Genomic DNA, 14,263 nt, shown 5'->3' with positions numbered 1-14,263 from the left:
ACCGCTCCTGGGCCCACTCATGAGGCCGCTGTGCGCGTTCATCCGCCCTGATCCTCCGGCGTGACTAGCGACGAGAACACATAGCCCTCGTTGCGCAACGTCTTGATGTAGCGCGGCTCTCGCGCGTCGTCGTTCAGACGCTGGCGCACGCGGCTCACGAGCAGATCGATCGAACGGTCGAACGGTTCCGTCTGCCGTCCTTGCGTGAGCGTCAGCAGCTGGTCGCGCGTCAGCACGCGCTGCGGATGATCGACGAACACGCGCAGCAGCCGGTACTCGGCGCCGCTCAGTGCGACCAGCGTGCCGTCGGTGTCGATCAGATTGCGGCCGATCGTGTCGAGGCGCCAGTCGCCGAAGCGCAGGAAGTGTGCGCCGCCTACCTGCTCGGTATCGTTGCCGGGCGGCATCATGCGGGCGCGGCGCAGAATGGCGCGGATGCGCGCGAGCAGCTCGCGCACGGCGAAGGGCTTCGCGAGGTAATCGTCGGCGCCCATTTCCAGTCCGACGACGCGATCGGTCTCCTCGCTCAGCGCCGTCAGCATCAGGATCGGCACGGTCTGAAATTCGCCTGCGCGCAGCTCGCGGCACAGGTCGAGGCCGCTCTCGCCCGGCAGCATCAGGTCGAGCACGATCAGGTCGGGCCGCTCGTCGGCGAGCGCCGCGCGCATCTGCCGGCCGCCCGACGCGAGCGTGACGCGCACGCCGTTACGCGTGAGGTACGTGCCGACCAGCTCGCGAATGTCGCGGTCGTCGTCGACGATCAGAACGTGATCCGTTTTATCCACACAAGGCTCCTTCGCCTGCCAAGGGTTCGCTTATCTTACGCGTCCTCGACCACGGACAGGCTCGCGCCGTCCGACACCGACGCCTCCAGCGCATACGGATCGACGCCATCGAGGCAGCCGATATTCACGCGCCACAGGTTCGGATCCTTGCGTGTCTGATGAAACGGATAGATGCCGCAGTGCTTGCAGAAGTAATGCTTCGCGACGTGCGTATTGAACTGGTAGAGCGTCAGGTCGTTCTGGCCGGACAGAATGCGCAGCGCGCCGGCGGGAAAGAACGGCGACATCAGCGCGCCCTTGCGGCGGCACAGGCTGCAGTTGCAGCGCGCGGCGGGCGTGACGGGCGTTTCGACTTCGAATTTGACGGCGCCGCAGTGACACGAGCCTTGGTGGAAATGGGTGGTCATGACAGTCTCCTGAATACGATGACCGCATTTATACCCCGGCGTCGCGCGAGCTTTGTGTCCCAATGTATCCGGCGCGTACAGCGATACAAAATGGGGCGCCAGCGGGCGTTTAAGAGCCCTTTTACGAGCCTGCTGGCGCCCCTTTCGACGGCGCTCAGCCCTTGCAGAGATCCTTTGCGTCGGGCGCCTTCGCGGCCTTCAGATCGAAGTCCGCTTCCTGCAGCCCTTTCGGGCTCGTCGCGACCCAATGCAGCTGGGTCGGCGAGCGCACCAGTCCGACGCTGCCCGTGTACGTCCACGCAATCGGCGACGGCTGTACTGCCGCCAGTTCGATCGAGTTCGGCGTGAGCTTCAGGTGCAGCAGCCGACCGTCCTGCGCCGGCGCGAACGCCCGCTCGCCGATCACCGCGACGCCTGCCTCGCGCACGGACGCCGGCATGCAATCGAGCGTCGCCGTGGTCTGGCCGTTCGCGTCGATCAGTTGCGCGAAGCCTTTGCCCTTGTCGTCGGTGGCGACGACGATGAAGCGGTCCACAGCGGGCACGTACGCGGCGGAATACGTGTAATACAGCAGCCGCTCGCCGATCACGCGCGGCTCGCTCAGCGCGCCCGTCGACGGATCGAAGATCGCCGCCTTCAGCCGCGCATACGTCTCGCCGCTCACGTATTGCTGCCACACGAGTAGCGCGCGCGTCGGCGAACCGGCGATCATCGGCCACCACTCGCGCGTGCGCGGCGCGACGTCGACGGCCTGCAACAGCGCGCCGTCGGCGTCGTAGGTTTTGACGTAGACGCCGTTGCCCGTGCCGAGGTTGTCGACGCCGCCGCCGTTCACCCAGTCGTTCGAATAGAACACGACGAAGCGCGAGCCGACGGCGGCGGCATGCCCCGAGTGTCCGCCCGACAGCACGTCATTCGGATAAGGCTTCACGTCCTTCAGATCGGACGTATAGACGCCGTAGCGCTGGCTCACTTCGTTCGGCGTATTCCAGCCGTCCTCGAACGACACCATCACGCGGCCCGTGTCGTTCTGCGCGACGGACACGGGTTCCTGCGCTTCGGGACGGCTGATGAACACGCGCGGACGGTCGAGCTTCGGCTGCTTCGGCGTCCAGCGCGCGACGTACACATCGTGCGTCCAGTTGCGGTCGCGCCCGGCGCCGCGCGGCGGCAGGCCCGAACTGCTGAAGAACACGGTGGTCACGCCCTGCGCATCCGTGATCGCGCCGATGCCATGCATGTAGGCACGCAAATCGCCCGTCGGCACGGCGGCTTTCGCGGCCTTCGCCGCCTTCGTTCCGCCCGCATGCGCGGGCGGAACGAGGCAGAGCGCGGCCGCCGCAGCCGTGACCACGGCGAGTACTGCGAAGATGGTCCGCATGAGCGCCCTTCACTCCACCGTGACCGACTTCGCGAGGTTGCGCGGCTTGTCGACATCCGTGCCGCGCACGCAGGCCGTGTGATACGCGAGCAATTGCAGCGGCACCACATGCAGGATCGGCGACAGTGGACCGTAGTGCTCCGGCAACTGGATCACGCGCAGACCTTCGCTGTTTTCGATCTTCGTGCCGGCATCGGCGAGCACGTACAGCTGGCCGCCGCGCGCGCGCACTTCCTGCATGTTCGACTTGAGCTTTTCGAGCAGCGCGTCGTTCGGCGCGATCGTGATGACGGGCATCTCGTTCGTGACGATGGCAAGCGGCCCGTGCTTCAGTTCGCCTGCCGGATATGCTTCCGCGTGCACGTACGAGATTTCCTTGAGCTTGAGCGCGCCTTCGAGTGCGATCGGGTAATGCACGCCGCGCCCGAGGAAGAGCGCATGATCCTTGCGCGCCAGCGCCTGCGCCCACGCGACGATCTGCGGCTCCAGCGCCAGCACGCTATTGAGCGCGGCGGGCAGATGATGCAACTGCTTCAGCGCGTCGGCTTCCTGATCGGCATTCACGCGGCCGCGCTCCTTGCCGAGCGTCAGCGCGAGCAGATATAGCGCGACGAGTTGCGTCGTGAAGGCCTTCGTCGATGCGACGCCGATCTCCGGTCCCGCGCCCGTGGCGTACTGCAGTTCCGTGAGACGCATCATCGAGCTATGCGGCACGTTGCAGATGGCCAGCGTGTGATGATGACCGAGTTCCTGCGCATGCTTCAGCGCGGCGAGCGTATCGGCCGTTTCGCCCGATTGCGACACGACGACGACCATCGCACACGGATTCACCACGCTCTCGCGATAGCGGTATTCGCTGGCGATTTCGACTTGCGTCGGAATGCCCGCGATCGATTCGAGCCAGTACTTCGCCGTCAGCGCGGAGTAGTAGCTGGTGCCGCACGCGAGCAGCAGCAGCGAATCGATCTCGCTGAACGCGCGCTGCGCGTTCGCGCCGAACAGTGCGGGCGTGATGGCGCGCACGCGCTCGGTGGCGTCGGCGACCACGTCCGGCTGCTCGAAGATTTCCTTCTGCATGTAGTGACGATACGGGCCGAGTTCAGCCGTATAGTGGCTCGCCTGATGCGTCTGCACTTCGCGGCGAGCGGTCGCGCCGTCGCGGTCGACGATATGCACGCCGTCGCACGACAGCACGGCGACATCGCCCTCTTCGAGAAAGATGAAATGTTCGGCCGTGCCCGACAGCGCCATCGCGTCCGACGCCAGATACGTGCCGCGCTCGCCCACGCCGATCACGAGCGGCGAACCGACGCGCGCACCGATCACGCGATCCGGCTCGTTGCGCGCGAACACGGCGATCGCGTATGCACCGCGCAGACGCAACAGGGAGCGCTGCACAGCCGTCAGCAGATCGCGCGACGGATCCTGTTCGCGTGTGTGATGAATCAGATGCGCGATCACTTCCGTGTCGGTATCCGATTCGAACGTGTAGCCGAGCGCTTTGAGTTCGTCGCGCAGCGGCTCGTGATTTTCGATGATGCCGTTGTGCACGAGCGCGATTTCGTCGCGCGAGAAGATCGGATGCGCGTTGTCGGTGACGGGCGCACCGTGCGTCGCCCAGCGCGTATGCGCGACGCCGATCGTGCCCGACAGCCGCGCTTCCTGCACCTGCTCGGTGAGATTCGCGACGCGTTCGATGCTGCGCACACGGCGCGGCGCGCCGTGCTGCAGGACGGCGACGCCGCACGAGTCATACCCCCGATACTCGAGCCGGCGCAGCCCTTCCGTCAGCACGCCGACGACGTCGCGCTGTGCCACTGCTCCTACGATTCCGCACATGGTGGTCTCCGTGAGTGCGTGTGTTTGTCTGTGTGAGCGGTTTCGCTCAGGCTGCCTGACGTTCGAACTCGGGCACGCTCATCACGTGCGAGATCATGCCGTCGTCATCGTGATAGGCGACGAGGCAGCGGCCTGCATCGCCTTCCGGAATTTCATGCGCCGTGTGCGACTGCTGTGCGACTTCGCTCGTCTGCGGCATGCGGCGCACGCGGTGTTCGTTCATCGCATCCATCTGGCGGCCGAAGGTCCACAGCACCATCGACAGCACGACGATAGCGATACCCATGATGCCGGGCATGAACGCGTCGAGCGACAGCTCTTCCTCGCTCGCATTCGCGAGACACCAGCGGATATACAGCGCGGCGAGCACCCACGTGCCGAGCACGAGCGTCGGCCGCACGAAGCGATACCACGCGACGGCACGCACGGCCTTCGCCTTGCTGGAATCCGAAGCGAATTGCGCAACGGACTGCTTCGAAACATCGATGATCGGGTATTCCATGTTTGTGTTCCCCTGAGAGGCTGTTGACTTGCGTTGTCAATTCGAGTGCTTCATTTCACGTGCTTCAATGCTTCATTCCGGCTGCTGTGCACCAGCTTGCGCGAGCAATGCCGTCGATGCATCCGCCGCCACCGCGCCGCTCGAGCGGATGCCGCGATCGGGACTGACCCAGCGTGCGCGCTTTCTGCGGCGCTGGCTGATCACGCCCGGCAGCGCGATCACGGACGCAATCATGCTGATCGCCCAGAACGCAGCGGGATACCAGACGGTGTCGATGAAATAGCGCAGCAGGTTCTTGTCGTAGCGGCGGTCGATCAGGCAGCCGAGCAGAATCTGCGCACAGCAGGTGGCGAACAGCAGCACACCCGTACCGCGCGGCACGAACGCGAAGCGCCAGCTTTCGGGCAGCGTGAAGAGCGCGGTGGCCGCCATCATCACGAGCGTGAAGAGCATGCAATACGCCCATACGATGCTGGTCGCGTACTCGACGAAGATCGGCCACATCATCATGTTGCGGCGGGACAGCACTTCGCCTGCGTACTTGAAGAGCACCTGGATGCCGCCCTTCGCCCAGCGCAGACGCTGCTTGTAGAGGCCGCGGAAAGTTTCGGGCATCAGGATCCAGCTCAGCGCGCGCGATTCGAACTGCACGCCCCAGCCTTGCACCTGCAGCTTCCAGCTGATGTCGATGTCTTCCGTCAGCATGTCGGAGCTCCAGAAGCCCACTTCCTGCAGCGCGCGCTTGCGGAACATCGACACCACGCCCGACACCGTCAAGAGACGCCCATACATGTGCTGCGTGCGCTTGATGAGACCGACGATCGACGAGAACTCGCCCACCTGCATGCGGCCGAGCAGCGACGAACGCGTGCGGATACGCGGATTGCCCGTTACGGCGCCGACAGAGGCGTCGTCGAGGAAATGACGCAGCATCCAGCCGATCGCTTCCTTGTCGAGCAAAGAGTCGCCGTCGATACACATCAGGTACTCGGCATCCGACAGCATCGCGGCCGTCGTCAGACCGATCGCCTTGCCTTCGTTCTGGTGCTGATGCACGACGACGAGCTTCGGATACACGTTGACGAGCTGGTTCAGGATCGCGCCCGTTTCGTCGCGGCTGCCGTCGTTGATCGCGATGATGTTGTAGTTCGGATAGTTCAGCTTGTCGAGACACGCGATCACTTCGCGCACGTTGTCGGCCTCGTTGTAGCAAGGCACGACGACGGACACCTTCGGATACGACGACAGCGGCGGCGCGACCTTGCGCCCTGCGTCGCGACGCTCGATCAGCAGGTAGTGCAGCAGTCCGCCCACCATCCACAGATACGCCATCAGCAATGGATAGTAGAAGACGAAGTTCGAGATGACGCTCATTACGTTTTTCATTGTGGTCCCCTGGTCCGGGCTCGCATCGCGCGGGTTCGAGACCCGCGCGCGATGCTCAGCCCAACATCCCCTGATTCGATCGCAGCGTGCTTTGCACCGACATCACGTCGCGCAGCACGGTCGTGTCCGGCCGGTTCTTGAGGAAGTCGTCCGGCCCGTAGCCCAGATGCACGACGCCGCCTGCATTGAGCCGCTTCATCTGCGCGCGCAGCACGGCTGCCTCGACGGGCTGTTGCGTGTCGCGGTTGATCGCGGGCAGTTCGAACACGGTCTTCGCTGCCGCGCCGTGCTGCTGCAACACGGTTTGTCGAAGGTTATCGAGCCACGCATCGTTCACGCGTTCACCCGCCGCATGCGGCGCGGCCGTCAGCGCAACGAAGTCGTAGTTCCCGAGCGACGACGCAAGGCTCAGCGAGAAATTGCGCTCGGCGTTCGCGTCGAACACGGCTTCGGCAGGCACGGTGCGCGCCGTCAGCACGTTGCCGCCGCCCTGATAGGCACGCACACGCTCTGCAAGCTGGTTCGTGAACGTGTTCAGATACGCGGTCTTGCCCTTCGCCCAGCGCTGCATCAGATCGTCGGACGCGTGAATCTGCGCGACGTCGGAGGGCAGGCCCCACGAGCGGTACACGGCCATCGCGGCGGGACTCGTGTCTTCGTACGCATTCAGCGTCGCGTCCGAACCGAACACGACACCGTTGAAGCTCGAATAGCGCGTGAGATCGTCGTAGATGTCCTGGATGGTTTGACGCGCGATGGGATCGAACGGACTCAGGCGCGGCGTGCGGCCATGTTGTGCATCGCTCGGACTGTTCGAAGCGACTTCGACGAGACGCCCTGCTGCCGCATGCCCCGTCGGCAATCCGAAGGCGAGGAGCGGCATGCGTGCATAGACCTGCACGCCCGCGCGCGTGATCAGCTGCCATGCGGTGCGGTTGAACAGATCGGCGCGCATCGGCATGTGACGGTTCGGGTAGTACAGCGCGCGCGCAACGCCTGTGTTGTCGGGATCCCAGTACGCCTTCAGATACACCGACTTCGGTTCGAGATCCTTGATGCGGTCGAGCAGACGGCCGAGCTTCTCTTCGCTCTTGTTCGCATCGATGTCGTAGATCTCGTCGAGCGACACGTTGACCACGCGCTCGACGGGGTTGTGCTCGCCGCGATACAGACGCGACGAACGCATCTGCGCGATCAGCGTGCCGACGTCCCAGTCGTACGAGACGAGCAGCCGGCGAATCTGCGTGAGCGGCACGTCGGGCGTATTGGGGCCGTCGTCGAGCGTGAAATGCACGGACATGCCGAGCGCCTGCGATGCCTTGATCAGCGCTGCGTTATACATCCCGTACGGCCACACGGCCGAGCGCACCGCGACGCCCGTGCGGTCCTGAATCATATCGACGCTCTTCTTCAGGTCGTCGTGCACGCGCGCCTGGTACTCTTCATCCGTCTCGTAGCGTTCCAGTTGCGGGTAGTAAAGATGCGCGCTTGCAGCGGGCAGCTCGTTGCCTTGCGGATTTGCGAGCGCACCGTGATGCATGTCGTGCGTGTGCGAGGCGACTTCGACGAGACCGGAGTTCGCCATTTCGCGCAGATCGTCCCAGCTCATGAAGTAGCCCGGCGGCATCACCGACTTGTGGCTGATGCGCACGGGGTCGCCTGCGGGCGTATCGGTCCAGCGCGTGACGACACCGATCAGCGCGGGATAGCCGTATTGCTGCAGCAGCGGGAACGCGTGCGTGAACTGGCTCTTGTATGCGTCGTCGAACGTGAGCAGTACGGCGCGCGGCGGCAGACGCGGCCCGCCGTTGCGCGACGCGACGATCTGATCGACGCTCACGGGACGGAAGTCCTTCGCCTTCAGCCAAGCGAAGATCGTGTTGAGCGTGGCCGTGCTGATCGCGCACGTATCCGCGACGGTGCCGACATCGGCACGCAGATCGTCGCGGATGTCGTGAATGGCGAGCACGCGGAACGTGAGGCCGTCGTCGGCGTCGGGCGGCGGCAGACGGTCGAGTGCGATGCGGGCCTGCGCGGCGGGCACAGCGGCGAGACCGGCCGCGAAGGCGAGAAAACGTCTACGGTTGAGCTTGTCCATGATGTTTTACAGGGGAACGTTCAGGTTCAGGTAGATGAGCTTGCTGGTCTCACGCGTGTGATCGAGGCGCTGGCTCGAGAGCCCGATGCCATACGCGAGCGACGCGTGCGCGCTGAATTGCCATTGCTGTTCGAGACGCACTTCCCACAGCATGCTGTTGCCGATATCCGTTTGCCGGTAGCCGCCGACCGTCGCATAAGCGCGGTTTGCGAGCGACTGATCCGCATTGCGCCACGACGTCCATTGGTACATCGCCGTGAGTTGCGCCGTCATGTCGCGATGCGGCGCGAAGTACGCGGTATTCGCGAGCGTGTTGCTGCTCGTGTTCAACTCGACCCACGTCGCGACGAGATGGCTCGGCGTGTTGATGAGGCGCTCGTACCACGTGCCCACCCACGCCTGGTTGAAGTTCGTGTCGCTGTAGCGCGATGCGCCGTAGCTGAGATCGAAGTAGCGATAATCGTCGACGCTGTAGCGCACGCCGCCCGTTGCCGCGCGGCCCGTCACGCCTGCCTGATACGCCTTCCACGGCAGCGTGTTGACGTTGCTGTCCACACCCGCCGAAAAGCGCCAGCGGTCGTCGGGCGCATAGCTCAGGCTGCCTGCGCCGCCCGTCTTCGCCTGCGGTCCCGTCGAGTGATCGACTTCCGCTGCGGCGTCGATGCCATGAAAACGGAAGTCCGCGCCGATACCGTTACGGATGCGGCTCACGCTGTCGCCGTCGCCCGTATCCGCGCGACCGCTGAACTGGTGCGCGAATACGCGCCAGTAGTTGAAAAGCGGCATCGAATAAAGTTGCGTGTCGACGCCCCAGTTGTTGTCCGCAAGAACCGAATTGCCCTTCTGCCCGTTCGCCGCGATGATCAGCTGCGGGCTCTTGTACGCCTCGTAGTCGCGTTGAAACGTCTTCACCGTGTTGTTGTCCGGGAAGCGGTCGGAGAACGTTGCGTTGACGTCGGCGGCGCGGTCGTACTGGTTCAGTTCGAGCGCGGTGCGCCCGAGTCCCGCGAGCGTTTCGATGTCGCCCGGGTGATCGACGAGCGTGCCTTCGTAGACCTTTTGCGCTTCATGCGGACGCTGCTGCACGAGCGATGCATCGGAGCGAGCGCTGATCAGCGCGGGATCGAACGGCGCTTCGTGACGCAACTCGTCGAGTGCCGCGACGCCTTCACGCGTGCGGTCGGTGTAGAGCAGGTACTGCGCCTGCAGCTTCTTCACGCGGCCGTAGTCTTCGTTCACGTCTTCCGGGTGTTCAGACAGATCCGCGCGAATCGGCGTGCTCGCTGAAATTTCCTTCAGCAGTTGCTGCGCGTTGTCGTAGCGGCCCGCATCGAGGTACGCGAAAAAGAGCCCCTCCTGCACGTCGATGCGCTTCAACGCATGCGGTTCGACGGAAGGCGTGAGCGGCTCGACGGGGGTCTGCAACGCGCGCTCATATGCGGGCGCGGCCTTGCGCGGCTGATCGATGTACGTGTACGCATCGCCGGCCGCTGCGTAGGTACGTGCCGGCATCGGCTGGTTCGAGCGCGACAGGTCTTCGTACAGCACCGTCGCTTCCTTCATGCGGCCCACGCCCTGCAACGCAGCGACTTTCTCGACGAGCACCGAGCGGCGCACATCGGCGTAATCGTCCGATGCAGGCATGCGAGCGAGCATGTCGTCGATGTGCGCGAGCGCCGTCTTCGTCTGCGCGAGGCGATCGGGTTCATCCGATGCGAGCGACTGCTGACGGCCCCAATGCACTTCCGTTTCGACGACGAGCGCTTCGATCTGAAAGAGATCGTGATCGGAGAACGCATCGCGGCTCGCGTGCGCCTCCTGGAGCGCAAGCTGCGCCGCGCCGGCGCCTGCTTCCGCGAAGATGCGTCTGCGGAGCTGGTCGCGCTCCGTTTCTACCTTGCCTTCTGCGACTTGTCCTTCTGCGACTTTCCCCGTGGTTTCGGACGCAGTGGTCGGCTGCGCGGCGCAGTAGTCGCGCGCAAGCAGCACCAGCAGCAAGGCGGTCGCCTTGACTGCGGCGTGCTTGTGTCGGCTAGAGCGTTTGGTTTTCATGGTTCCTCGCTTGTCGATGCCAACCTCCAGACAAAGCGAGTCCCCGCACCATGCGAATGGTGCATGGGGAGTAACAACGTCGCATGGCCTGGCGAAAGGCGTGGAGTTCAGCGTCTTGTTTCGATGGCCGGTTGCTGCATTGCGCACCGGCCTCGTCGTATTGCGCGGCGAGGCTTATAGCGAAGTCCGTACCAGCACCCCGCTTTTCCTTCTGGCTTAAAGGCCCGCGGCAAAAACAACGGTGCAAGGAAACCGTAAATCGTCAAAAACGTTTCATCGCTGAACTCGACAAGCATGACGAATCAAATTCCAGGCCATGCTTCAGGCACCGAAATAATCGTGCGAATTCGATGCAAACCCATGCTCAGCAAAGAACATGCTTGTGCGTCGCAACAGCTGCGCATCTTTGATTCAACGGTGAAACGGCATGCACTGCGAGCGCATTCGTCTGATGCGTGCGATACCGAACATGTTGCGCGAGCGACACGCCGCCAGCCTATGCGCGGCACTGCACAGCGATGCGCGACGGCTCGAGACAGTCGTGGTCAGTACGCGACGCAAGTGTCGCAACACGCGCGACGAATGTGCGCTGGCGCACACAGGCGTGTCGTGATTCCATGTGCGCCAGCGCACAGAGCGCCGCTCGCGGTCTCGGGTATTGTCTCGCTGCACAATCAAAGACGAAGAAAGACGCGGTCCGTGGATGGAACCGCTAGCGTCGCATCGACATGTGATTAGCGATGCTAAAGAACAGATAATGACGGGGTGATCGATGGATTCTTCATACCGCTCGGCAAGTGGCCGCAGCGCATTCGTGCGCCCGCCCGCCTGCCTCACGCAGGGACGCCCTTCAGTCAGGCAGTCCGCTTCATAACGTCAGCTCGAACGAACGCACCAGCAGGCCCGGCAGCTTCATGCCGCCCGTTGCGCGCTCGCCCCATGTCCAGTCGTTCAGGAGCAGTTCGGGCGCTGCGCCGATGCGTTCGAGTTCGCTGCCGAGCAACCGGTACAGGCTGTCGTCGAAGCGCATCGCATCGACGGGCGCAACGATGCGGCCGTGCTCGACCCAGAAGGTCGCGAAGCGCGTCATGCCCGTCATCCGGCAATTCATTCGGTCGGAAAAGTTCACGTACCACAGGTTACCGATGTAGAGACCGGTATCGAGCGCGCGCAGCACATCGGCGGCTTCCAGATCGCCGCCTTGCATCGACAGCGCGGCGGGTGCTTCACCTGCCGTCGCGCCGTTTGGCGTGAGACCGTATTCGCGCGCGGTGCGAGCGTTGGTCAGCTGTGACACGGCGTGCCCCGCTTCGACGAGCTTGACACTTTGCCGTTGATAGCCGTCGCCATTGAAGCGCGGCGTGATGTCGAGCGAAAGATCTTCCGTGAGCGTGACGCGCGGATCGAGTGACACTTCGCCGGTATTCAGACGATAGAACTCGTTGCGTGCGGTGGCCTGCATGCGAGCGGAGAACGCGCTGAGCGATGCCGTCTCCATCAGTTCCTGCAACGCGGCGGGCGCGAAGTAGGTGCGATATCGGCCCGGCGTCAGGATGCGCGGTTGGCGCGTGAAAATCGGCAACCGTGCCGCCGCTTCTTCGAGCTTGCTGGCGAATACGGTATCGCTCCATGTGTCGCCTGCGTAGTGGCTCTTTATTGCGTGGCCGCTTGCGTCATAGAGCGACCAGCTGAAATTGAAGTTCTCGACTTCGTACCATCCGCGGCTGCCTAGCGACGACGCGAAACCGCGCGCCATCGTGCCGCCCGCATAGAAGCCGACGAAGTCGAGACCGCGCGAGCATTCCGCGACGACGAGCGGCAATATGTCGAGCGACGGCAGCGTGCCTGCGCGCTGTGTCGATTCCGACCACACGGTTGTATCGAACAAAAGATGCGGATCGTCAGGCGCATCGTGCAGGCCTTCGCGCAGTGCCGTTAGCGTTGCAGCGATCGATTGCGCGTCCGCTGACATATCGCCCGTTGGCGTAAGCGTCGCATAGGCCTGCCGTTGTCCGTCGATCAATCGAAGCGTCAGGCTCGCTTGCGATACGTGACCTGTCTGGCGCACCCTGCCTTCGTTGAAGCGGATGAAGTCCGATCGTTCGGATGAGTACGACGTCAGCGCAATTTCATGCGCGGCGAGCCGCTGTTCGATCTCGTTGGCGAGTGCGATGAAATGTTCGTGGGAACGGGAGGCCTGCATCATGCGCCTCCGAAAACGTCGACGTTGCGGAACACGCAGGCAGGCGACGCATGGCCGACGCGGATGATCTGCATCGGCTCGCCCTTGCCGCACACGGGCGTGCCATACACGCCGCGCGTCGCTTCGTTGCCGACGGCGACGAGGCTGCGCCAGAAGCTCGCTGAAATGCCGCGATAGTTCGGCTGACGCACGACCTGTGTGAGCTTGCCGTTCTCGATCAACTGGCCATACTCGCAGCCGAACTGGAACTTGTTGCGCTGATCGTCGATCGACCAGGACGTATTGCTACGCATCAGGATGCCGCTTTCGATGCTCGCGATCATCTCGTCCAGCGTGCTCGTGCCCGGCTCGATGTTGAGGTTCGCCATGCGGTCGATGGGCGGACGGTTCCAGCTCGACGCCCGCGAATTTGCGACGCCCGCAAGCCGCGCACGCTGTTGCGACAGTGAGCCGCCGAGCGGGCGCATCAGCACGCCGTCGCGAATCAGATATTCGCGTCGCGCGCGTGTGCCGTCGTCGTCGAATGCATAGCTTGCGGCTTCCTGGCGCGGTTCGGGATCGAATGTGACGTTCAACAGTTCCGAGCCGTAGCGATACGAGCCGAAGTGTTCCCGCTTCACGAAACTCCAGCCCGCGAAGTTGCGCTCGTCGCCGAGTATCCGGTCGAGTTCGAGCGGATGACCGATCGATTCGTGGATCTGCATCATCATCTGATCGGGCATCAGCAGCAGATCGCGCGGGCCCGACGGGCAGTTCGGCGCGCTCACCAGCTGCAGCGCTTCGTTTGCAATGCGCGCGCCCGCACCGTCGAAGCCGAAATGCCCCAGCACGCCGATGCCGCCTTGCGCTAGCGTGCCGTAATCGCCGCCGAGCGTCCGCACTTGCGTCACACCCGCGGCGTGGGCTGTCACCGAGAGCTGCGGCATCATGAAGCGAAAGCGCTGATCGATACGGATGCCGTCGCTCGTCACATAGGTCTGCTCGCTGTGCGTAATCTGCACGGCGGCCATCCGTTCGACGATACGAGCGTCCATGTTCGCTGCCGCGCATTCGTGCTGCAGACGTTCGAGCCATTCGCGCCGTGTGGGCAACGTATCTGCTACAGCAGGTGATTCGTAGCTGCCGCTCTCGACGGGCCGCGCAATCTGCGTGTGATCGATCAGCGAGACAGACGCGCTTGCCTTCGCGCGTTGCGTGGCGATGTCGAGCGCGGCCTGCAAACCGCTCTCCGACAGATCCGCGGTGGCCGCATAGCCCGCGCCCTTTCCGCACCACGCGACCAGCATCGCGCCGCGATCGCTCGCGATACGCAGCGGTTGCGCGACATCGTTGCGCACCATGTGATCGTCGGTCCGTTCGTCGACGACACGTATCGACCAGAAATCCGCTTCACTGCGCAACGCACGGGCCAGGCGATTCAACAACGATTCGAGCATAGGCTGCCTCACGAATGTCATGCACGTGTGCGACGATCGACGCGCCCCTGAGGCGCATCGACAAGCACGCGAATGCCCTATCGTACGCGATGCGCCGAACGCAAGCGGGCAAGGTGCGTCGTTCTCTTCCTGATCATCCTCGTCTCGCGCTGTGCTCTCGCACACATTCATCGC

Annotated in this window: 10 protein-coding genes; all 10 read right to left on the bottom strand. The window is 63.8% G+C overall.

Going from position 1 to position 14,263, the window contains the following annotated elements; all coding sequences use genetic code 11:
- Positions 1 to 38: 38 nt before the first annotated feature.
- Entirely contained in the window at positions 39 to 785 is a 747-nt protein-coding gene (locus tag QEN71_RS21420; RefSeq protein ID WP_201660518.1) for a response regulator, read from the bottom strand.
- 35 nt (positions 786 to 820) lie between these two features.
- Positions 821 to 1,192: a GFA family protein gene (locus QEN71_RS21415; RefSeq protein ID WP_201660521.1), complete on the bottom strand. Its 372-nt coding sequence runs from the start codon at positions 1,190 to 1,192 to the stop codon at positions 821 to 823.
- Between the two features lie 154 nt (positions 1,193 to 1,346).
- Positions 1,347 to 2,573 (bottom strand): hypothetical protein, encoded by a 1,227-nt coding sequence (locus QEN71_RS21410; protein WP_201660524.1) that lies wholly within the window; start codon positions 2,571 to 2,573, stop codon positions 1,347 to 1,349.
- Positions 2,574 to 2,582: 9 nt separating this feature from the next.
- Entirely contained in the window at positions 2,583 to 4,412 is a 1,830-nt protein-coding gene (glmS, locus tag QEN71_RS21405) for a glutamine--fructose-6-phosphate transaminase (isomerizing) (RefSeq protein ID WP_201660526.1), read from the bottom strand.
- A gap of 46 nt (positions 4,413 to 4,458) precedes the next feature.
- Positions 4,459 to 4,914, bottom strand: coding sequence for a hypothetical protein (locus QEN71_RS21400; protein ID WP_201660529.1), 456 nt, complete (start codon positions 4,912 to 4,914; stop codon positions 4,459 to 4,461).
- Positions 4,915 to 4,986: 72 nt separating this feature from the next.
- Positions 4,987 to 6,288 (bottom strand): poly-beta-1,6-N-acetyl-D-glucosamine synthase, encoded by a 1,302-nt coding sequence (gene pgaC, locus QEN71_RS21395; RefSeq protein ID WP_223959055.1) that lies wholly within the window; start codon positions 6,286 to 6,288, stop codon positions 4,987 to 4,989.
- Between the two features lie 67 nt (positions 6,289 to 6,355).
- A complete protein-coding gene (gene pgaB, locus QEN71_RS21390) occupies positions 6,356 to 8,398 on the bottom strand; it encodes a poly-beta-1,6-N-acetyl-D-glucosamine N-deacetylase PgaB (RefSeq protein ID WP_201660535.1) in 2,043 nt (680 codons plus the stop codon).
- Positions 8,399 to 8,404: 6 nt separating this feature from the next.
- Positions 8,405 to 10,450 carry a poly-beta-1,6 N-acetyl-D-glucosamine export porin PgaA gene (pgaA, locus tag QEN71_RS21385; RefSeq protein WP_201660538.1) on the bottom strand — a complete coding sequence of 682 codons (2,046 nt, stop codon included), beginning with the start codon at positions 10,448 to 10,450 and terminating at the stop codon, positions 8,405 to 8,407.
- 868 nt (positions 10,451 to 11,318) lie between these two features.
- Positions 11,319 to 12,656, bottom strand: coding sequence for a TldD/PmbA family protein (locus QEN71_RS21380; RefSeq protein ID WP_201660540.1), 1,338 nt, complete (start codon positions 12,654 to 12,656; stop codon positions 11,319 to 11,321).
- Positions 12,653 to 14,089 (bottom strand): TldD/PmbA family protein, encoded by a 1,437-nt coding sequence (locus tag QEN71_RS21375; protein WP_201660543.1) that lies wholly within the window; start codon positions 14,087 to 14,089, stop codon positions 12,653 to 12,655. The genes QEN71_RS21380 and QEN71_RS21375 overlap by 4 nt, the downstream gene beginning before the upstream one ends.
- Positions 14,090 to 14,263 lie beyond the last annotated feature (174 nt).

Source organism: Paraburkholderia sabiae (genome assembly GCF_030412785.1).
GTDB classification, from domain to species: domain Bacteria; phylum Pseudomonadota; class Gammaproteobacteria; order Burkholderiales; family Burkholderiaceae; genus Paraburkholderia; species Paraburkholderia sabiae.
This window is presented reverse-complemented; position numbering and strand designations above follow the sequence as displayed.